Raw genomic sequence first — 20,131 nt, 5'->3', positions numbered from 1 at the left:
GTAACGCAGAAGTGGAACATTTTTGCCCTAAAAAAACAATTCATGACTTATTCAGAGGTCCCTTATGTCAGTTTCCTGCAATACGCGCGCCTTGCTGGTCCATTTTTGTAACACGAAACTTTGCGACCACATGATTTCGTTCAAAAGCATCGGCCATTGCCCTTCCAATCTTCTCCCCTTTTTCTTTTGTCCCGCACACTGCAAATATTGTCGCGCCAGCGCCGGAGATGGAACAACCCAGAGCCCCCGCGGAGAGAGCGGCTTTTTTTACATCAGCAAAGCCTTTTATGAGCGGACCCCGTGATGGCTCCGCGACATGGTCTTCAATCGACTGTCCAAAGCGATCAAGATCATTCTTCGCCACAGCCCAGGAAATCATTGCCGCATAGGCCATATTGTGGACAAACTGCTTCATCTCAATGGAAGAAGGAAGCACACGCCTGGCATCCTTCGTTAAAAGGGCAAAATCAGGAGTAATAATAACGAGTACGGCCTGATCGATGCAACCCAGGGAAACCACCTCTTGTGTAAAGGGATTATTCCAGGTCACACCCCCCATCATGGATGGACCCACGTTATCGAGGAAAAGGCCCCCGCTGACTTTGGTTTCCGCAACAGCGGCGAGAGGAATGAGTGCATCCTTGGTTAAGGGATTTCCAAAGAGGCTATTGACGGCAAGCGACGCGGCCACTGCGCTTGCCGCGCTGCTCCCAAGACCGGTTCCGGGAATATCCTTGTGAAGCTTCAAATCCACTCCCTCGGATACACCCAAATGATCCAGAACCACCTGGGCCGCAATTCCAGCCGTATTCTCATCTGCCTTATGTGAAAGGCGCCCTTGATCCCCTGTGATCCCGAGGATCGACACACCCCCCTCAGAACGTTTTGTCATCGAAACCGTATCCCCAATACCCGAGACCGCCATTCCCAACACATCAAATCCAGGGCCGATGTTGCCGACAGAACCAGGTGCAAATATGCGGATATTCTTCATGAAGGAACCTGTTTTTTTACAGGGAAGATATTCATCACATCTATCATTTTCCGAAGTCGCCCAAAGTTCTTTCGATTAAATTGAAAAATAATCCGGGGCAATCCGGCCAAATCAGGCTCATCCCTCTCTTCCGGAAGGGCTGTCGTATCAGTAATTTTTCCTTTCTTACAAATATCTGAAAAAAGATCATTAAGATAATCGAGCATCTCTCTCTGAATGGGGTGATTCAATCGAACCACCAAGCTGTCCCCGACAAAACGGATCGAGTGATAGTTATGGTAGAAACGCACTATTTCATCGACCGCTTCGTCGATGTCATTCGTAACCTTAAAAAGATCCATGTCCTCTTGTGAAATCAACTCACGAGAAAGGAAAGCATCTTCCAGGTGGGATTGCCATGCCTTCCAATATCCTCCTCCAGGAACATCAACCAAAACCAGGGGCAAGGGGTCGGTCTTTCCTGTCTGCAGGAGGGTCAATGCCTCAAAGGCCTCATCATGCGTACCAAATCCACCGGGAAACAGGGCGATGGCATTGGCCTCCTTGATAAAAAAGAGTTTCCGGGCAAAGAAATATTTGAAGGTCATCAGTTTTGGGTCATTTTCTATAAATTCATTCGCCCCTTGCTCAAAGGGAAGCATAATATTAATCCCAAAACTATTACCGGGGCCTGCCCCATCCTGAGCCGCGCGCATGATCCCCTCTCCGGCACCCGTAATGACCATGAATCCCTTTGAGGAAATCTTTCTTGAAAACGCGGCCGCATGCTCATAAATCGCCTCCGAGGGATTACTGCGGGCCGAACCAAAGACACTGACTTTTTTCCGTTTTTGATAAGGAGAAAAGAGCTTAAAACCATAGCGTATCTCTTTCAATGCCTGGTGTATGATCTTAACATCTCCACGTGCGGCACGATCTGTTGATAAGCGAAGAACGGTTGATATCATCTCAGAGATTAAATCCTCATGTTCGAGATTCCCGCCACTCAATTCAATTAATTTTCGAATCTGATCCCCGAGTGCCTTATTATTCATCTGCCTTTATCCCAACCACACGTATAATACCCCAATATTCTTTATGACCATTATTTCCTAAAGGGAAGGATCTGTCAACAATATGTACAAATCCAAGATCCGCACTGGATATTGGGATAAACCGATAAGTCGCCTGAAAGACAAGGCCAGAGACCATTTTGAGACCGAGGCGTACTCACCCGTACGGTGAGGAACAAAATGGCCGATAACGCAGTATAAGCAGGCGAATCGGCGGTTTTTAATTCCACAATCTCGGAATTAGAAACAAACGGTTCAGGCAATCTCCAAACATTGCCATACGGATAAATTTTGTATCACTTTTGAGAAAGGGATTGAAAATGTTGTATAAAAAAGTGCCCAGAAAACATCTTTCTTGGGGTATTATCTCTCTACTCTAAACAATGGACCTTGATGAGATCCGTCGAGGCTCCGCCTCTTAGTTTTAGACCTTGAGGCGGAGATTGGGAAACCATCACCAAAAGATCCCCCTGTTTTGCCAGCTTTCTCCGTTTGATCTCATGGACCATTTCATCGAAAATATCATCCGCTGCCTTTAACATTGACATCGGCTGAGGATACACACCCCAAAAAAGACCCATTCGACGTTCCACTTCAGGATCAGGGGTAAAGGCCAGGATCGGGACCTTGGGCCGGTATTTAGAGAGACGGAGGGCAGAATCCCCTGAAAGGGTCGATGTCACCATCGCTTTTGTATTCATCGGAGAGGCAAGATGGCATGCGGTATTGCTCACTGCATCTGCCAGGGAAAGCTCCCCCGTCGATGGAATATCCAGATCCGGAGGCCGCTCCTCAGCAGTAAGAATGATCCGACTCATCATCTGAACGGCTTTCACCGGGTGTTTTCCAGAAGCCGTTTCAGCGGAAAGCATAACGGCATCCGTCCCGTCAAAAACCGCGTTCGCCACATCTGAAACCTCGGCACGGGTCGGCCTGGCCTGCTCGACCATCGATTCCAGCATCTGAGTCGCCGTAATGACAGGAATATGAACCAGGTTTGCCTTTTTTATAATTTTTTTCTGGAGGAGTGGAACCCGCTCCAGAGGGATCTCAACACCTAGATCTCCTCTCGCAACCATCACACCATCGGCCGCGGTCATAATGTCGTCCAGATTCTCCATTGCCATCGCCTGTTCCAATTTTGCAATGACAGGAACATAATGCCCGTGTTTCCGGATTAAACGCTTAACCAGAATAATGTCCTGAGCCGTTCGGACCATGGAAACGGCAATATAATCAACACCCTGTGCCAGACCGAAGGCCAGATCGCGCCTGTCCTTGGCGGTCATGGATTTGAGTCCCAACTCTCTTCCCGGAACGTTAATCCCTTTCTGCGCTTTCAGAATTCCCCCATCAACCACCCGGCAATAGATATCCCCATCCTTAATCTTCAGGACACGGAGGTTGATCTGACCGTCATTGATCAGGATGTGGTCGTTCTCCCGGACTTTATCAGACAAGGCCGGATAATCGGTCGAAACAGCAGAACCCGTTCCTTGAACCGATCTCTTCCTGATGACAAAAGATGCATTCCGCTTTAATCGATAAGCCGTCTCCTGAAGATGACCAATTCGAATCTTCGGGCCCTGAAGATCCTGGATAATGGCAATCGGTTTTCCTACTTTTTTAGAAACCCGATGGATTCGGCGGATCGACTCTGCATGCTCTTTCTGAAGACCGTGGGAAAAGTTCAGACGAAATACATCGGCCCCCGCCTGGACAAGCTGGAAGATCATCTCTTCAGAAGAACTCACTGGCCCCAAGGTACAGATAATTTTGGCTTTTCTTCTTTTTATCACAACAAGTTCAGTGACATTACCTTGAGGCCGGTCATCTCTTCAATCTCGTATGAGTTTTTCGGCAATCTGAACAGCATTGAGAGCGGCCCCTTTTCGCAGATTATCTGCAACAACCCAAAGATGAAGGCCGTTCGTGACGGAGCGGTCTTTTCGGATTCGACCGACGTAGACATTGTCCTGGCCCACTGTATCAAGCGGGGTGGGATAGATCTTTCGCGAAGGGTCATCAAATACCGTAATCCCCGGCGCGGCCGAAAGAAGTGCCCGGGCCTCGTTCGGATCGAGCTCCCTTTCCGTTTCAATGTTAACCGATTCACCATGCGAACGGAACACGGGAACCCGAATGGTCGTCGCCGTCACCTGGAGAGAGGGTTCTCCCATGATCTTTTTTGTCTCTTCAATAATCTTCGTCTCTTCTTCGGTATACCCTGTTTCCGGATCACAATCCCAATTCACAATACAGTTAAAGGCAATCTGTTGCGGGTAGACATGGCACTCCACCTCTTTGAAGGAAAGAACCGCTTTCGTTTGTTCCATTAATTCACTCATCGCTTCCTTCCCGCTGCCGGAGACCGACTGAAAGGTTGTCACCACAACACGCCGTATTTTTGCCGCATCGTGAAGCGGTTTCAAGGGAACAACCAATTGGGCCGTCGAACAGTTTGGGTTGGCAATAATCCCTCGATGTGTGAAGATAACATCTCCATTCACCTCCGGGACGACCAGGGGAACCTTGGGTTCCATTCGAAATGCGCTCGAATTATCAATGACCACACAGCCCGCCGCAACCGCATGAGGGGTGAACTTTCGACTTAAATCACTGTCAGTCGCCCCGAGGACCAGATCAATCCCATCGAAGACATCTTCTTTCAAAACCCGAACCACGATTTCCCGGCCCCCATAAGAGATCGTTGAACCGGCAGAGCGTTCGGAGGCAAAGAGATGGATCTCTTCAATGGGAAACTTTCGTTCCTCCAGGATTTCAAGAATTTCCTGGCCAACAACACCCGTCGCTCCCATAATCGCAACATGGTATGAGTCCTTTTTCTTCATGAACTTACAGACTTCCCCTCTTTTAGCCGTGCCACAATATAATCTCCCATTTCTTTTGTACCAATTTTCTGTGTCCCTTCCGAAAATATATCAGGTGTTCGATAGCCTTCTTCCAGTACCTTGAAAACCGCATCTTCGACCGCGCAAGCCTCCTTCTCAAGACCAAAGGAGTAGCGCAACATCATCGCTGCGGAGAGGATGGTTGCAAGGGGATTGGCAATATCCTGTCCTGCTATATCTGGCGCGCTCCCGTGAATCGGTTCATACATTCCCTGAACACGACCACTTGGCTTCTCTCCCGTCTGTCCACCCATGCTCGCGGATGGGAGCATTCCGATTGATCCGGTGAGCATCGCCGCCGCATCTGAGAGGATATCACCAAACATATTTGTCGTCACCAGGACATCAAATTGCTTCGGGTTCCGAATCAACTGCATGGCACAGTTATCGACATACATATGTGACAACTCAATATCCGGATAGTACTGATGGACATCAATAACCACCTTACGCCACAACTCGGTCGCCTCCAAGACATTGGCCTTATCAATGGATGTTACCTTCTTGCGCCTTTTCCGAGCAACCTCAAAGGCCACATGGGCAATCCGCTTTATCTCAGAAGTGGTATAAACCAGGGTATTGATTCCCCGCTCTTCATCCCCGTATTTCTCAATACCGCGCGGTGAGCCAAAATAGATCCCCCCGGTCAATTCCCGAACAACCATCAGATCAATCCCATCGATGACTTCCCTCTTCAGGGTTGAGGCATCGGCCATCATCGGATAGAGAATTGCAGGACGGAGATTGGCAAAAAGACCCAGTTTCTCACGAAGCCCCAGCAGCGCCCGTTCGGGACGAATCGCGTAATCCATTCCCTCCCACTTTGGACCGCCGACAGCCCCAAGCAAAACAGCATCCGCATTCTTTGCCAGCCGAAGGGTCTCCTCTGGCAACGGCTCCCCGAATTGATCGATCGCTGCTCCCCCGACAATGCCAGATTCAAATTCAAATCGATGCCCAAACTTCCTCCCAATGACCTCCAGGACAGCCACTGCCTGCGGAACAATCTCCACCCCAATTCCATCGCCAGGAAGCACCGCCACTTTCATACTATTCACCATGATTTCGCTCCATTCCCCTAAATTAAACCCACTTCCTTTGTCCCTTTATCTCTCCTATCTTCCCACGCTGCCAGTTTATTCAGGGCATTCAGATAGGCGCGGACGGAGGCAATAATGATATCGGTATCAGCGCCGTGTCCCATGACACGTTTTTCTCCCTCTTCAAGGATGACCGTGACTTCTCCCAGAGCGTCCGTACCGCCGGTAATTCCTTTTACAATATAGGATTTCAAATGGCTCTTCGTCTCCGTCATCGACGCGATTGTTTTGTAGGCAGCATCGACAACACCATCTCCCTGTTCCACTTTTTTCAGAACACGATCTCCCACTGCCAGTTCAATCGTCGCAGTCGGAGAGATATTGCTCCCGCTTTCAGCATGGAGGGAGATAAGGTGGTAACGCTCTACTTTTCTACCCATCTCTTCTGAAATAATGGCCTCCAGGTCTTCGTCAAAAATCTCTTTTTTCTGATCGGCCAAGTTTTTCATTCGTTCAAATGCCTTATCTAAATCAGGCGCATTCGGGTGATAACCCAGTTCCTCAAGCCGATTCTTAAAGGCATGCCGTCCGGAATGTTTTCCCAACACTATGCGTGTCTTCCCGACGCCGACCGATTCCGGGCGGATGATTTCATACGTCATCTTTTCCTTCAGCAGCCCATCCTGATGTATTCCTGATTCGTGGGCAAAGGCGTTGTCACCAACGATGGCCTTATTAGGCTGGACCGGCATCCTTGTGATCCGGCTTACCAATCGGCTTGTTGTCATGATTTCTTCTGTCGTAATCTGCGTATCCGCCTCAAAAAAATCCTGTCGTGTCCGCAAGGCCATGACCACCTCCTCAAGGGAGGCGTTTCCAGCACGTTCTCCAATGCCGTTGATGGTACATTCCACTTGTCCGGCCCCGGCATGAATCGCGCTCAAGGAATTGGACACGGCAAGCCCCAGGTCATTATGGCAATGGACTGAAATCACGGCTTGATCAATATTGGGCACACGCCTTCGGATCTCCTGAATTAGCCGGTGAAACTCCTCCGGCGTCGTATACCCGACCGTATCTGGGATATTTACCGTCTTGGCACCCGCGGCAATCACGGCTTCCAGCATTTCACAGAGATAAGATTCTTCGGAACGGGTTGCGTCCATCGGTGAAAACTCAACATCATCAACATACCCACGCGCATGTTGAACAATTTCTACGGCCCGATCGAGTGCCTCTTTCCGTGTCATCCGGAACTGATATTTTAAATGAATATCCGATGTGGAGATAAAGGTGTGGATTCTGACCTTTGCCCCTCCTCTCAAGGCCTCCCATGCACTGTCAACATCTGCCGTCTTAGCCCGTGCGAGACTGCAAACCACCGGTCCTTCCATCTCTTGGGAGATTTTTTGGATGGCCTCAAAATCTCCGGGAGAACTAAACGCAAAACCAGCCTCAATAACATCAACACCCAGACGAGCAAGCTGTTTGGCAATAAAGACCTTCTCTTCAACATTCATGGTCGCACCGGGAGACTGCTCCCCGTCGCGAAGCGTTGTATCAAATATCCGAATCAGTCGTGACATTACTATTCTCTCCTAAAAGAGTGGCCCTCATCAGGGTATTTCAGATTGATGAAGGCCACTCTTTTTATACCACATCGTAACGCAATGTTACATTTAATGTTTAAGAATGATCTCCTTATCTTCAATGTCTTCAATCTCTTCTTCTGCTTGAAGTAGAGAATCCTCTGGGGGTTGTTTTCCGAACTTCCGGTAAAGCGCGATCAAGGGCCGTTCTGTTATTCCGGAAAGAACATACAGGAAAATCGCAGAAAAAAGCATGACCTGAGGAGCCGTCACAAGGACCAAGAGAATAAGGACCAAGCCGACCAGAGCACCGAAGGGCTTTCGATCTCTCAGATTCAAATCTTTGAAACTTCGGTAACGGATATTGCTGACCATGAGAAATGCCAATACATAGATAACACCCAACATCAGGACCGGACGGACCTCTTTCCCAAAATCAAGAATATATCCATCCAGAGTAATTGTTGTCGCAACCAGGGTCGCAGCAGCTGGGATCGGAAGCCCGATAAACCCTTTGCTTTCCGGCCCGGAAACCTGAACGTTAAATCGTGCAAGCCGAAGAGCCCCGCAAACAATGAAGAGAAAAACTGCCACCCAACCCAGGCGCCCGTAAGACTGGAGTCCCCAAGAATAGGCCAAGAGCGCGGGAGCCACACCAAAAGAAACAAGATCAGACAATGAATCATACTCAAGCCCAAAACGGCTTGTTGTATTTGTTAAACGTGCCAACTTGCCATCCAGCATATCAAAAACAGTCGCAATCAGGATTGCTGTTGCGGCCGTGCTAAAATGACCGTTAAAAACGGAGATAATGGCAAAAACCCCGCAAAAAAGATTGCCGCTTGTGAACAGGTTTGGAATGAGGTAAATCCCTTTTTTCCGTAACTCCCTGATCGGCCGCTTTTTCTTTTTTCTCATCTTAATACCCCAATCACACTCTCACCGCCTAAAACTTTATCTCCTTTGGAGACACGAACCTCCGTCTCAATCGGAAGATATAAATCAACTCGGGAACCAAAACGAATCAGACCAAAGCGTTCACCCCGTTGAAGGGTTTCACCGAGGTTCGTTTTGCAAACAATACGCCTTGCGATCAGACCAGCAATCTGGATACAGACGATTTTTTTTCCAGAATCCGTTTCCAGGATAAGGGCATTCTGTTCATTCTCCAGCGAAGCTTTCGGAACATTCGCGGCGAAAAAACGGCCTTTATTGTAGATAATGTCAAGCACCTTTCCAGCAACAGGACTTCGGTTGACATGGACATTAAAAATATCCAGAAAGATACTGATCTTGATTGCTGGTTTTTTTAGAAACCGCCCTTCTTCCGTCGAGGAAATATCGACGATTTTCCCATCCGCAGGAGAAACCAGTACTCCCTCACCTTTCGGGATAACCCGTTCCGGATCCCTGAAGAAATAGGTGCAGAAAAGGGTAAGTACACTAAGAAATATACCCCCCGCCCAACCAAGATAAAGGGACGCCGGAAGGATCAGGTTTCCGGCGATCCCGATAAAGACAAAACCCTCTTTCGCAATGGGAAATCGCCTATCCTGCATCATTCCTCAATAAACTACCGTCTTTGCAGGCAGGGAAGAAGATCTGAACTCGACGACCCCTCAATTCTTGCTCCGATCCACCAGAAGATCCTTTTTCAACCAGGGCATCATCGCGCGGAGTTTCGCGCCAACCTCTTCAATGGGATGGTTTTCGCCCCTCTTGGCCAGCGCATTAAAGACCGGACGTCTTGCCTTGTTTTCCAGCATCCATTCTTTGGCAAACTGACCGCTCTGAATCTCATCCAGGATCTTTTTCATTTCCTTCTTTGTCTCATCGGTCACAATTCGGGAGCCGCGGGTCAGGTCTCCATAACGGGCGGTATTTGAAATTGAATACCGCATATTCGTGATGCCGCCTTCATAGATGAGATCCACGATCAGTTTCACCTCATGGAGACATTCAAAGTAGGCCATTTCAGGAGAATAACCAGCTTCAACCAGAGTTTCATATCCGGCCGAAATTAGCGAGGTCAATCCACCACAGAGAACTGCTTGCTCGCCAAAAAGATCTGTTTCAGTTTCCTCCCTGAAATCGGTCTCCAGAACACCCGCTCGTGTTCCGCCAATCGCCTTTGCATAAGCAAGGGCAACCTCCTTGGTCTGCTTGGAAGGATCCTGGTGAATCGCGATCAACATCGGGACGCCGCTTCCTTTCTGGAATTCCGACCGAACCAGATGCCCAGGTCCTTTCGGCGCCACCATGAACACATTCACCTCGGCTCCTGGAACAATCTGGCCAAAATGAATATTAAATCCATGCGCAAAGGCCAGGTAAGCCCCTTTTTTAAGGTTAGGCGCAACTTCACTTTCGTAGAGATCTCCTCCGATTTCATCCGGTGTCAGCATCATCACAATATCTGCGGCCTTCGTCGCGTCAGCAACAGGCATGACTTTCAAACCGGATTTGACTGCTTTGTCCCAGGACCGGCCTTCTCTCAAACCGATCGTAACCGAAACTCCGCTGTCGATGAGATTCAAAGCATGGGCGTGCCCCTGACTCCCATAACCAACAATGGTCACCTTTTTTTCGTTGAGAATCTCAGTATTGGCATCCTGATCATAATAAATTTTCATTTTAATCTCCGTTTCATTTGATTGAACAAAAAGTTATTGCAACTCTTCAGCATGCCACTATTTGGCTTCGCGAGGATTCGAGTACCACAGTAAGGTCGCCATGGAGGAGAAGATGGGTGTGCTGAATCGTGACATGCTACTTCGCCTGACCCGACAATACTCTTCGATCTAAATTTCCCCTGACCGCCGCTATTTTTACCTCTTCACGCGCAATCGCGATTCTACCCGTTCGGATCAATTCCTTTATCCCCAGAGGCCGGAGAAGGTTGATAATGGCCTCAACCTTGTTCACATCCCCGGTGATTTCGATCGTATATGTATTGGGTGAGGAATCGACGATATTCGCGCGAAAAATATCGGCCACTCTTAAGGCCTCCGCCCGATCTTCCGGGCGGGCATTTACTTTGATGAGCGCGGTCTCCCTTTCAACATAAGCCTTCTCGATCAGGTCAACCACCTTAATCACATCCACCAGCTTATTGAGCTGTTTTGTGATCTGCTCAATGATTCGGTCTTCGCCCTCTGTGACAATCGTCATCATTGAAACCGAAGGATCCAGAGTCGGTCCTACGGAAAGGGTTTCTATGTTAAACCCCCTTCCAGAAAAAAGCCCTGAAATACGGGACAGGGCTCCAAACTTATTCTCGACAAGAACAGATATAATATGCTGCATTCATCCCACCCGATATTGTTACAGAGTGAATAAAATGATTCAAGCCGTGAGAACCCCATCGGCCTTTTTCTGCTCTTTCTCTCCCTGCTTCTTCGGCTCCGCTTCCTCAGGATCAGAAAATACCATTTCATGAATTGCAGCACCGGCGGGGACCATCGGATAACAGTTCTCTTCCTCGTCGACTTGAAAATCCATCATCACAGGTCCCTTTACGGCCAGAGCTTCCTGGAGTACCTGATCCACCTCCCCGATCTCTTTTGCGCGTAGACCCACGGCCCCGAAGGCCTCGGCCAGTTTGACAAAGTCAGGTCCGTCTCCTAGATAACTGGATGAGTAGCGTCGATCATAAAAGAGCTCCTGCCATTGACGCACCATGCCAAGGTACTTGTTGTTAATCACCGCAATCTTGACCGGAAGGTTGTAGCTTACAGCCGTCGCCATCTCCTGGATATTCATGACAATGCTCCCATCCCCAGCGACACAAAAAACCAGGTCATCCGGAAAGGCCTTTTGCGCCCCGATCGCGGCGGGAAGCCCATAGCCCATCGTCCCCAGACCACCCGAATTTGGAAAGGTTCTCGGCCGGTCAAACTTGTAATACTGCGCCACCCACATCTGGTGCTGACCCACGTCTGTTGAGACAATGGCCTTCCCTCGGGTGGCCTCATATATTCTTTCGATCACATATTGTGGCTTAATGATCTTGTCTCCCTGGTCATATGCCAGTGGATGTTCTTTTCTCCAATCTGAGATTTGAGACAACCAGGCTTGATTCTTTCCCGATTGCCCATTCTCGGAAAATTTTAAAATCTGGTTGAGGCCACTCAAGATAACCTTGACATCTCCCACAATCGGGATGTCTGCTTTGATAACCTTATGGATCGATGTCGGATCGATGTCAATATGGATAATCTTGGCCCCCGGAGCAAAGTCAGCCACCCGGCCGGTTACCCTGTCGTCAAAGCGGGAACCCACGGCAATGATCAAATCGGAATGATGAATAGACATATTCGCCCAATAGGTGCCATGCATTCCCAACATCCCTAACGACAAGGGGTGAGTCCCCGGGAATCCCCCTAAACCCATGAGTGTCTGCGTTACCGGGACCTGCATACCCTCGGCCAGATCCAGCAGCTCCTGAGATGCGCCGGAAGCAAGAACCCCGCCACCCGCATAAATGACCGGCCTTCTTGCTTTCATAATACTTTCGGCTGCCTGCTTAATCTGCCATTTATTCCCTTTGTAGTTGGGCGAGTAGCTTCTAATATAAACCTTATCGGGGTATTTGAACTCAGTCTTCGCCAAGACAACATCTTTCGGAAGATCAACCAATACAGGACCGGGACGTCCGGAGGTTGCGATATAAAAGGCCTCTTTCACCGCCTTCGCGAGATCATTAACATCTTTGACCAGTATATTGTATTTCGTGCATGGACGCGTAATCCCGACGACGTCTGCCTCCTGAAAGGCATCGTTTCCGATGGATTGTGTTGGGACCTGGCCGGTCAATACAACCAGAGGCGTCGAATCCATATAAGCATCGGCAATGGCCGTCACCGTATTGGTTGCGCCTGGCCCCGAAGTCACCAGGACAACGCCGGGACGCCCTGTCACCCGGGCATACCCTTCCGCCATGTGAGTTCCTCCCTGCTCATGTCGACAGAGAATAACCTCGATCTCTTTTTCATCGTAAAGAACATCAAAAATGGGAAGATTCACTCCGCCCGGATAAGCAAAGACGACCTTAACATTTTCCTTCCTGAGACATTCGATGAGTATTTGAGACCCGGATAGTTTCATCATCCTTCTCCTTAAAAGAGCCAGACACCATTAAGAGACAAACTGAGGTCTGTTCGCAAATCCTGTAAGTCCGTGGATACGGATTAAAAGGAATCAAGCTGTGCTGACAGAAACCCAATGTTATCATGAGTTTACTATTCTTAACATAGCCAACTACCGGAGTCAACCGGAATGTCATTGCAGAGAAAACGGTTTTTATGGAAGGATTATCTTGAGGATAGGAACAGGATGGAATCTCCTTTGGATATCGGTTCTTTGCTTTCTACAATGCGTGCGGTCGCGGTCCGATCCTGCGTGGAAAGAACGACCAAAACACCCACTTCACGATGAGGAAGACCGACTGCCTTTCTGGACAAACGAAAATCACTCCGTTGTCCACTGTGAATGATCGAAAACCGGTCACCACGCACCACGCCGTCATTTCTCCCGTAATCAATGTAAACAATATCATGCTGCGCATTGCTTCTGCGATTGTCCCGAACCTCCACAATAGTCCCTTCTGTGTTTTCAGGAAGGGCCTGGTCGCTCAGATCAACCTTCTTAAACAGGTTTTCAACTGAAATAATGTAATCCGACCTGGAAATCGGTTCCTTTGAGTGGACAATCTGCGCTGTTGCCGAGTCCTTATCGGCATGAGTGACCTCTATGAGTCCGAGAACATTCACGAGGTCGCCCAGCCGTTCCTTGGTCTTTGGATGATAAACATCCTTCATTGTCTTGAATACAACCCATTGCCCTTCATCAACGAACTCTTCACGGAAAGATTTCAAATAGACAATATCTCCATCACCCAGCATGGTTTTGGCATCTTCGGCAGCTCGAATTTCCCCGTCTGGTTGTAGGTCTGTTACAATCATGCCATTGGAAAATAAGGCCCAGAAGTCAGGTTGCGGAGGAAGCGTTTCCTCAATCTCCGGTTGGACCGGCTCAGGCGGGAGAGGAGCGGGGATCTCTTTTCCTGCAAAGAATGGAGGCGGAAGCGGTTCGACCAACGGCCGTTCCGTGGACAAGGCCTGTGTTTCGGGAACCCCATCTGCCAAGGCAGGATAATTGGCAAAGCCTACCAACACAATCAACAAGCCCGCCATCCACATCATTCTTTTTCTGGACATTCTCTCCCCCTTTTATCTAGATTTCATAGAAAAAAGATACCAAATTACCAGAAATTGTCAAGCAATAACCCAGTAATAAGGCAATATGATACTCCCAAGATCAGAAATTCTACCTTGAGATAAACCCTAATTCCGAGATTTCGGAATTAGAAACCGTCGATTCACCTGAAATTACTGTGTTATCGGCCAACGGACTCCTCACCGTACGGGTGAGTACGCCTCGATCACCCTTATGGCCTCTGGCCTTGTCTTTCAGATAACTTGACGGTTTGCCCAAGATCTAATCGCTGATCTTGGGATAAAGCATCATGTTGACTCCTTTTGCCCAAAAATGTTAAGTTCAGACCCACTCATTCAGGAAGAATTTCAGAAGGATTTCCCATTTTCCAAGGCTGATTCCCGTCTATGTTGGCACTTAGAGACCTGCGCGAAGGTCTGGATTTCGTACGAGAACGGATTGCGCTCAGACAAATAGATATTTCTTTTGACGAATGGATCGGACTGGACCAGCGTCAACGCGACCTTAAGAGGCAGATTGAAGGGCTTAAACATAAAAAAAACAAGGCATCGGAACAAATCGCAAAATACAAGAGAGAACGTACGTCTATCGAACCCATACTCAAAGAAATGAAACAGGTTTCCGAAGAAATTTCCGGACTTGAAACTGCACTGAAACAGACTGAAGGAAAAATAAACCCCTTTCTGCTCAAACTACCCAATCTTCCTCATGCCTCGGTACCGATCGGAAAAAACGAAGCGGATAATCCGGAAGTGCGTCGATGGGGGAAGCCTCCTTCCTTTTCCTTTCAGCCTTTACCCCATTGGGAAATCGGTGAGCAGCTCAACATCCTCGACTTTGAACGAGGTGCAAAGATTACCGGGGCACGGTTTGCTCTTTACAAGGGATGGGGGGCACGACTTGAACGTGCACTGATCAATTTCATGCTTGATCTTCATGTGAATGAACACGGATACAAGGAAATAATCCCTCCTTTTATCGTCAACCGCGAGAGCATGACCGCCACCGGACAGCTTCCGAAATTTGAAGAAGACCTCTATCAGCTCAAAGATAACGATTATTTCCTCATCCCGACGGCCGAAGTCCCTCTGACCAATATCCACCGGGCGGAAACATTAACGGAATCACAGCTTCCTTTATCCTACGTCGCCTACACCCCTTGCTTTCGCAGGGAGGCCGGCACTTACGGAAATGAAAGCCGTGGATTGATCAGACAGCATCAATTTAATAAAGTTGAATTGGTCACTTTTTCCTTTCCTGATGAATCCTATGATTTACTGGAAAGACTCCTGTCTCATGCAGAAGAAGTTTTAAAAAGACTGGGACTCCACTACCGGGTGGTATCGCTTTGTACAGGTGACCTTGGTTTTGCTTCAGCAAAAACATATGATATAGAGGTCTGGCTTCCATCACAGGGAAGGTATCGAGAGATCTCTTCATGCAGCAACTTCGAGGGATTTCAGGCGAGACGCGCCCGAATTCGATACCGCACGCGTGAGGGGAAAATCGCCCACCTCCATACACTCAATGGCTCCGCACTGGCGGTTGGACGAACCGTTGTCGCCCTCCTGGAAAACTATCAACAAGCGGACGGCTCGGTTCTCATTCCGGAATGCCTCAGGGCTTACATGGGAGGGCTTAAAGCCATTGAAGACAGTTGAAGGAATGTTTCCTATGTCTAAATAAAAAATGGAGGGGTGGCCGAGTGGCCTATGGCGGCGGTCTTGAAAACCGTTACCCGAAAGGGTCGTGGGTTCGAATCCTACCCCCTCCGCCATAAGCCACAGCAAAGGCTCAGAGTAACAACAAAAATATTTCTAGGAAAAAGACCTAGATACTGACATGACATAATTAAGGAGAGGTGGCCGAGCGGCTTAAGGCAGCGGTTTGCTAAACCGCCGTAGGGGCTTCAACCTCTACCCAGGGTTCAAATCCCTGCCTCTCCGCCAAGTTTAGAAAGGTTAAGAGGAGATTATGAAACAAACACCCATCGTCGTTCTTTTGTTCGCTTTGGTCATTCTTGCGTCATGTAACAAGAATGAGGCAAGAACCGAACTTCCTGACACATTTCCCCCATCATTGTCCGGTCAAAACTCAGATCGTCCAACCCCGCCGCCTCTCCGCGGAGGGGCACATACGGACATACCGGACCTAAGCGGGGCAAAAGTGATTATTCCGGACATGGTCAAGGGAAAATGGAAAAGCGTTAAACTTATGCTGGAAAATAAAAAGACCCATGAGATCACAGAACATCCTGTGAACCTCGGAGAAATATGGAATGTTCCCGGTTCAGAGATTCAGGTGAAGGTCGGTGTTTTTCTGCCCGATTTGATTATCCAGGGAACAGTCTTCACTTCGGTTTCCAATGAACTGAAAAATCCCGCGATACACGTGGTCATCACTGAAAAAGGAGTTGAACTCTTTGAGGGCTGGCTCTTCTCACTCTTTCCAACCATGCATCCATTTGAACATGACAATTTTGCCATCACCCTGAAAGATGTCCTCGCCTCATAAACCAGGTCGCGCCCATAGCTCAGTTGGATAGAGCACTTGACTACGAATCAAGGGGTCGGGAGTTCGAATCTCTCTGGGCGCACCAGTTTTTACCTTAATTTTCAAATACTCACAAAATACTTCAAATACCATATCAGTATTCAATATTTTAAGATGTAGGCAATGTGTAGGCACAAAACGCATCTAAATTACTCCTATCGGGGGAAACTTTGTCACAAAATTTGCCTTGAGGCTCTCGGCCACATAGATTGAATCATCCAACAGCCCATGGTAACTCCAAAAAAAGGAGTCCTTGGGCCTTTTTTTTAGGTAGAAAAACTGCCAAGTAATATCAGGCTCGAAATGGGACTACGAGAATTTACTGGACAAGCATTGGACTCGTTCATGGCGATGCCCGTCTATATTCAATTATCATCTCTTGCTCTGTTTCTTTTGATTGTGATCTCCTCAATAGATCTGTTCCGGAACAGATCACTTAGAGGCAAGAAAAATAGTATTCACCCTAATTCGGAATTACTTAGATTTTGTGGCGGTGACCAAGACAAGGCTGGGAGATTAATCAATCATGAACGCAGACGTGCGCCCCAGATATCTCAGAAAAAGGCTGAGGAGCGCGCACTAGAATCTTACAAACGTGATAGACGAATTTAATATCCGTTAAATTCTCTTCTCTTCTTCGTAGGCATCAATACCCCTAAAAACCGGTTCTGTCGCAAAGTTCGGATTGTAATTCCCGACGGTTTCATAGTAGCATCCGGGGCATGAAACAAATAATGATTTTGGAGCTCTGATGCTGAGTTTTAAAGGATGTCATTTTGAGAAAGAAATTATTTTGTTATGCACCCGGTGGTATCTGGCTTATCCTTTGAGTTATCTTCACATCGAAGAGATGATGGAAGAACGTGGAGTCGATGTGGATCACTCAACCATTAACCGCTGGGTTTTGAAATTCACTCCTTTCATTGAGAAAGAATTTAGAAAGAAGAAGAGCCCCATTGGCCTAAGTTGGCGAATGGATGAGACCTATGTATCCCTCAAAGGGGAATGGAGGTATTTATACCGCGCAGTCGATAAAGCAGGCCTGACGATAGACTTTATCCTCACCGCAAAGCGGGATCGGAAGGCAGCTTTGAGATTTCTAAAGAAAGCGATAAAGTTCCAGAAGAAACCCTCCAAGATCAACATCGACAAGAGCGGGGCCAACAAAGCAGGGATCAGAATATATAATCAGGAGAACCGGAAACGGATAAAGATCAGACAGTGCAAATACCTCAATAATATTGTCGAGCAAGACCACCACTTCATCAAAAATAAAATACGACCCATGCTCCGATTCAAATCATTCCGAAGTGCCAGTATCACCCTAGGGGGTATTGAAACAGTTCATATGATTCACAAGGGCCAGATGAAACAACGGGCCGGGCAACACCAGACCTTCGCCCAACAATTTTACTCATTAGCCGCATAGGCAATAGTATTTCAGGCACTTTTACGTCCCTTGACAATATTTGCGACAGAACCGGATTTTGAGATTGTTTTTGACGAATGAAGAGTGGAAGCGATTAATATGAATCCATCGTCAGGTTTTTGCCCGAATGGGTGTTTTCAATGAACGTTGTCGTCCTTGAAATGTTTCTGTTTATAGGAGGCATTGCAATCATGGCTTATTTCATTTCTAAAAACCAGTGAATACTCGGGGAACAGTTTTTTGTTGATTATGGGCAGATCAGAGACAGACCTCTAGCAGAAGGTCTTATCTTGACGAGGAGAGGTTTCCTCCTTTGGGAGACCCTCTTGGCGTTTCATTGGCCATGGATTCTTTTCGACTTCCATCATCCGGGCAGATTGAACCCTTCCTTCACCCGTTTTCTTTGCTTTGTCAAGGGCATACTCGGCGCACATTATAATCCCTTGAGCCCGCTTGATTCCCTGATCGGGCATTGAGGAGATCCCGATACAGACTGACAGTTCTTTCTCTTTTGTTGAGATTCTTTCTGAAGGAATCTTTCCGATTCTTTCCGCAATCGCTGTCGCAATCATTACAGCTGTTCCTTGATCCTGCTCAGTAAGAAGCAGCATAAACCCTTTTTCCCCGTTTCGGGCCAAGGTGTCTACAGCCCGCACCTGCTCTTTAATCGCTTCCGAAATCGCCTTCAAATCTACGTCGCTCACCCCTTGTCCGCATGAATCATTATCTTTATTTCCTTGATTAACATCGATAATCAGGCAGGAAAAAGCACTTTTATAGCGACTCGCCCTCTTTAGTTCTTTTGCGATGATCGATTGAAAACGTTCTTTGCCCACAAGTCCGGTCACAGGATCAAAAATGACAAGTGAGTCCACATTTAGAATAAGATCATTATATTCCATCTCTTTAATTTTGAGCGCATCGCTGAGTAATTTTTCTCGAACAAATGAATCGAACCTGATTTTTACTTCCAATTGATCAACGGGTTTTCCAATATAATCAACTGCACCTTCCTTTATACAGACAATCCGCTCTTTGATCTCCTTCTTCCCCCCTAACATGATAATAGGAACTTTCTTGGTCAGCATGTTTAATTTTGCCCACCTGCAGACTTCGATGGCTGAGATGTCGTGCAAAGCCAGATCCAATATGATCAGATCAGGATGTTGCGCTGAAGCAATCTGCATCCCCTGGCGACCGGATGCGGCCAGAACAGCTTCATTTCCCATCTCATCAAACAAGCGTTTGACCTGCTTTGATTCGTAGTCACCATTTCCAATAATCAGTGTTTTAACTTTCATTATGCTCCTGAGAAGAAAAATTGATTTGTGTCGATTATATTACTTAAAGATATCGCCTCAGCCTGATCTGTCAAGAAATAAAGGCAATTTAAATATTTGTTTCAATAATATTTAAATTTTTCGGCTCCAAGCCATAAACCTGGAAAGAAAACATGAAAAGTTGTAAGACAAGAACTCCAGTAAATCCAACTTGAGGTACCGTACAAGTCAATCAGAGAGGGGCACACATCTTTTGGTTCATCACGACTTGTCTCTTGCCTTTAAGTACAATCGTTGCAGGCTAAATTCTCACAAAATAAGTAATAATTCACCGATTTCCTCATAGAACCTATTGTTATCATGAATATTCTCTATTAATATTATTTATGACAGTATAAAAATAACGACAAAATGAGAAGCTTATGTACCGATGTATCCGTTTTGACGGTTTCGAGAAAGATTGGGTAGAGCCCGTTATCAATGAATTTGTATACCATGTGAATATTAGCAAAACGAGGCTGGATATTGCCCAGGAACCTGAACCGGTTTTTCCTGATCTTTACGCACCGCTTTTCATGCTTCCACCTCTCCCTGACCGTGAACTTCCAGACCGTATTCTCGTCTCGATAGGGAAGGGCTACAAAGCCGTCCGAAGAATTGGTTTTCGCGGGGAGAGAATCAAACCAGCGACGGCATCAAGTGTATGGAATTTTGAGTATGCCCATGAAGTGGAAGGTGTAAATAGATATTTTGCGATTTATGAAGGTCAGACCTACAACCTCCACTTGCCGAACAATATCTTTACAAAAACTCAGGTGCCCACGCGTCTCTATCTGCGAATCGCCCTGCCCGCATAATACATAATGGCGAGCGCAATCCCCGTTCTTCCGAGCGGGATTGGGTGAGCGAGTAAATATGGAACGAAAGCTTCCTTTTGGGAAAGAGAGTCCTCACCCCTCTGGAGCGAGGTTCTCCAATGATGGCAGCATAAGGCTGTCCAATAAGCGGTGCCAAGCCATCAGGCCTTCTCTTCAATATCTTTCCG

Annotated in this window: 17 protein-coding genes and 3 tRNA genes; 7 read left to right on the top strand and 13 right to left on the bottom strand. The window is 47.5% G+C overall.

Going from position 1 to position 20,131, the window contains the following annotated elements; genetic code table 11:
- Window positions 1–67 precede the first annotated feature (67 nt).
- The 12 genes from EYQ01_01690 to EYQ01_01635 form a co-directional block, all read right to left on the bottom strand.
- Window positions 68–994 carry a homoserine kinase gene (locus tag EYQ01_01690; GenBank protein ID HIE64525.1) on the bottom strand — a complete coding sequence of 309 codons (927 nt, stop codon included), beginning with the start codon at window positions 992–994 and terminating at the stop codon, window positions 68–70.
- Window positions 991–2,028 (bottom strand): LOG family protein, encoded by a 1,038-nt coding sequence (locus EYQ01_01685; GenBank protein HIE64524.1) that lies wholly within the window; start codon window positions 2,026–2,028, stop codon window positions 991–993. Before EYQ01_01685 ends, EYQ01_01690 begins: the two co-directional genes overlap by 4 nt.
- A gap of 389 nt (window positions 2,029–2,417) precedes the next feature.
- Window positions 2,418–3,845 carry a pyruvate kinase gene (gene pyk, locus EYQ01_01680; GenBank protein ID HIE64523.1) on the bottom strand — a complete coding sequence of 476 codons (1,428 nt, stop codon included), beginning with the start codon at window positions 3,843–3,845 and terminating at the stop codon, window positions 2,418–2,420.
- Window positions 3,846–3,884: 39 nt separating this feature from the next.
- On the bottom strand, window positions 3,885–4,898 hold the full coding sequence (locus EYQ01_01675) for an aspartate-semialdehyde dehydrogenase (protein HIE64522.1): 1,014 nt from the start codon (window positions 4,896–4,898) through the stop codon (window positions 3,885–3,887).
- Window positions 4,895–6,007 carry a 3-isopropylmalate dehydrogenase gene (gene leuB, locus EYQ01_01670; protein HIE64521.1) on the bottom strand — a complete coding sequence of 371 codons (1,113 nt, stop codon included), beginning with the start codon at window positions 6,005–6,007 and terminating at the stop codon, window positions 4,895–4,897. The genes EYQ01_01675 and leuB overlap by 4 nt, the downstream gene beginning before the upstream one ends.
- 29 nt (window positions 6,008–6,036) lie before the next feature.
- Window positions 6,037–7,584 carry a 2-isopropylmalate synthase gene (locus EYQ01_01665; GenBank protein ID HIE64520.1) on the bottom strand — a complete coding sequence of 516 codons (1,548 nt, stop codon included), beginning with the start codon at window positions 7,582–7,584 and terminating at the stop codon, window positions 6,037–6,039.
- Window positions 7,585–7,677: 93 nt separating this feature from the next.
- Window positions 7,678–8,505, bottom strand: coding sequence for a CDP-diacylglycerol--serine O-phosphatidyltransferase (gene pssA, locus EYQ01_01660; GenBank protein HIE64519.1), 828 nt, complete (start codon window positions 8,503–8,505; stop codon window positions 7,678–7,680).
- Window positions 8,502–9,146 (bottom strand): phosphatidylserine decarboxylase family protein, encoded by a 645-nt coding sequence (locus tag EYQ01_01655; protein HIE64518.1) that lies wholly within the window; start codon window positions 9,144–9,146, stop codon window positions 8,502–8,504. Before EYQ01_01655 ends, pssA begins: the two co-directional genes overlap by 4 nt.
- A 60-nt stretch (window positions 9,147–9,206) precedes the next feature.
- Complete coding sequence (ilvC, locus tag EYQ01_01650; GenBank protein HIE64517.1) at window positions 9,207–10,220, bottom strand: ketol-acid reductoisomerase; 1,014 nt, start codon at window positions 10,218–10,220, stop codon at window positions 9,207–9,209.
- Between the two features lie 136 nt (window positions 10,221–10,356).
- Window positions 10,357–10,893, bottom strand: coding sequence for an acetolactate synthase small subunit (gene ilvN, locus EYQ01_01645; GenBank protein HIE64516.1), 537 nt, complete (start codon window positions 10,891–10,893; stop codon window positions 10,357–10,359).
- A 39-nt stretch (window positions 10,894–10,932) separates the two neighbouring features.
- A complete protein-coding gene (gene ilvB, locus EYQ01_01640) occupies window positions 10,933–12,693 on the bottom strand; it encodes a biosynthetic-type acetolactate synthase large subunit (GenBank protein ID HIE64515.1) in 1,761 nt (586 codons plus the stop codon).
- A gap of 206 nt (window positions 12,694–12,899) precedes the next feature.
- Window positions 12,900–13,805, bottom strand: coding sequence for a hypothetical protein (locus tag EYQ01_01635; GenBank protein ID HIE64514.1), 906 nt, complete (start codon window positions 13,803–13,805; stop codon window positions 12,900–12,902).
- A 405-nt stretch (window positions 13,806–14,210) separates the two neighbouring features.
- Between EYQ01_01635 and serS the strand changes: the two genes are divergently transcribed.
- From serS to EYQ01_01605, 6 genes are all read left to right on the top strand, one after another.
- A complete protein-coding gene (gene serS / locus EYQ01_01630; GenBank protein ID HIE64513.1) occupies window positions 14,211–15,485 on the top strand; it encodes a serine--tRNA ligase in 1,275 nt (424 codons plus the stop codon).
- A gap of 30 nt (window positions 15,486–15,515) precedes the next feature.
- A tRNA-Ser gene (locus tag EYQ01_01625) sits at window positions 15,516–15,601 on the top strand.
- Between the two features lie 78 nt (window positions 15,602–15,679).
- Window positions 15,680–15,773 (top strand) — tRNA-Ser (locus EYQ01_01620).
- A 25-nt stretch (window positions 15,774–15,798) separates the two neighbouring features.
- Window positions 15,799–16,338 carry a DUF2155 domain-containing protein gene (locus EYQ01_01615; protein HIE64512.1) on the top strand — a complete coding sequence of 180 codons (540 nt, stop codon included), beginning with the start codon at window positions 15,799–15,801 and terminating at the stop codon, window positions 16,336–16,338.
- An 8-nt stretch (window positions 16,339–16,346) separates the two neighbouring features.
- Window positions 16,347–16,423: transfer RNA gene (locus EYQ01_01610), tRNA-Arg, on the top strand.
- A gap of 705 nt (window positions 16,424–17,128) precedes the next feature.
- Window positions 17,129–17,806, top strand: a complete 678-nt coding sequence (locus tag EYQ01_01605) for an IS6 family transposase (protein ID HIE64511.1) — start codon at window positions 17,129–17,131, stop codon at window positions 17,804–17,806.
- A gap of 272 nt (window positions 17,807–18,078) precedes the next feature.
- On the opposite strand, the gene EYQ01_01600 is transcribed toward EYQ01_01605, so the two are convergent.
- Window positions 18,079–19,107 carry a diguanylate cyclase gene (locus tag EYQ01_01600; protein HIE64510.1) on the bottom strand — a complete coding sequence of 343 codons (1,029 nt, stop codon included), beginning with the start codon at window positions 19,105–19,107 and terminating at the stop codon, window positions 18,079–18,081.
- A gap of 476 nt (window positions 19,108–19,583) precedes the next feature.
- Here EYQ01_01600 and EYQ01_01595 point away from each other — a divergent pair, with 476 nt between their 5' ends.
- Window positions 19,584–19,943 carry a hypothetical protein gene (locus tag EYQ01_01595; protein HIE64509.1) on the top strand — a complete coding sequence of 120 codons (360 nt, stop codon included), beginning with the start codon at window positions 19,584–19,586 and terminating at the stop codon, window positions 19,941–19,943.
- The last annotated feature ends 188 nt before the right edge of the window (window positions 19,944–20,131 follow it).

The organism is Candidatus Manganitrophaceae bacterium (genome assembly GCA_012960925.1).
Lineage (GTDB): Bacteria > Nitrospirota > Nitrospiria > SBBL01 > JAADHI01 > DUAG01.
This window is presented reverse-complemented; position numbering and strand designations above follow the sequence as displayed.

Excerpts from the sequence above, each read along its gene's own strand:
- ilvB (HIE64515.1), bottom strand. The coding sequence starts at position 12,693 with ATGAAACTATCCGGGTCTCAAATACTCATCGAATGTCTCAGGAAGGAA.
- leuB (HIE64521.1), bottom strand. The coding sequence starts at position 6,007 with ATGAAAGTGGCGGTGCTTCCTGGCGATGGAATTGGGGTGGAGATTGTT.
- EYQ01_01690 (HIE64525.1), bottom strand. The coding sequence starts at position 994 with ATGAAGAATATCCGCATATTTGCACCTGGTTCTGTCGGCAACATCGGC.
- EYQ01_01685 (HIE64524.1), bottom strand. The coding sequence starts at position 2,028 with ATGAATAATAAGGCACTCGGGGATCAGATTCGAAAATTAATTGAATTG.
- pssA (HIE64519.1), bottom strand. The coding sequence starts at position 8,505 with ATGAGAAAAAAGAAAAAGCGGCCGATCAGGGAGTTACGGAAAAAAGGG.
- EYQ01_01615 (HIE64512.1), top strand. The coding sequence starts at position 15,799 with ATGAAACAAACACCCATCGTCGTTCTTTTGTTCGCTTTGGTCATTCTT.
- EYQ01_01605 (HIE64511.1), top strand. The coding sequence starts at position 17,129 with ATGCTGAGTTTTAAAGGATGTCATTTTGAGAAAGAAATTATTTTGTTA.
- ilvN (HIE64516.1), bottom strand. The coding sequence starts at position 10,893 with ATGCAGCATATTATATCTGTTCTTGTCGAGAATAAGTTTGGAGCCCTG.
- EYQ01_01665 (HIE64520.1), bottom strand. The coding sequence starts at position 7,584 with ATGTCACGACTGATTCGGATATTTGATACAACGCTTCGCGACGGGGAG.
- ilvC (HIE64517.1), bottom strand. The coding sequence starts at position 10,220 with ATGAAAATTTATTATGATCAGGATGCCAATACTGAGATTCTCAACGAA.
- EYQ01_01600 (HIE64510.1), bottom strand. The coding sequence starts at position 19,107 with ATGAAAGTTAAAACACTGATTATTGGAAATGGTGACTACGAATCAAAG.
- EYQ01_01655 (HIE64518.1), bottom strand. The coding sequence starts at position 9,146 with ATGCAGGATAGGCGATTTCCCATTGCGAAAGAGGGTTTTGTCTTTATC.
- EYQ01_01635 (HIE64514.1), bottom strand. The coding sequence starts at position 13,805 with ATGTCCAGAAAAAGAATGATGTGGATGGCGGGCTTGTTGATTGTGTTG.
- serS (HIE64513.1), top strand. The coding sequence starts at position 14,211 with ATGTTGGCACTTAGAGACCTGCGCGAAGGTCTGGATTTCGTACGAGAA.
- EYQ01_01675 (HIE64522.1), bottom strand. The coding sequence starts at position 4,898 with ATGAAGAAAAAGGACTCATACCATGTTGCGATTATGGGAGCGACGGGT.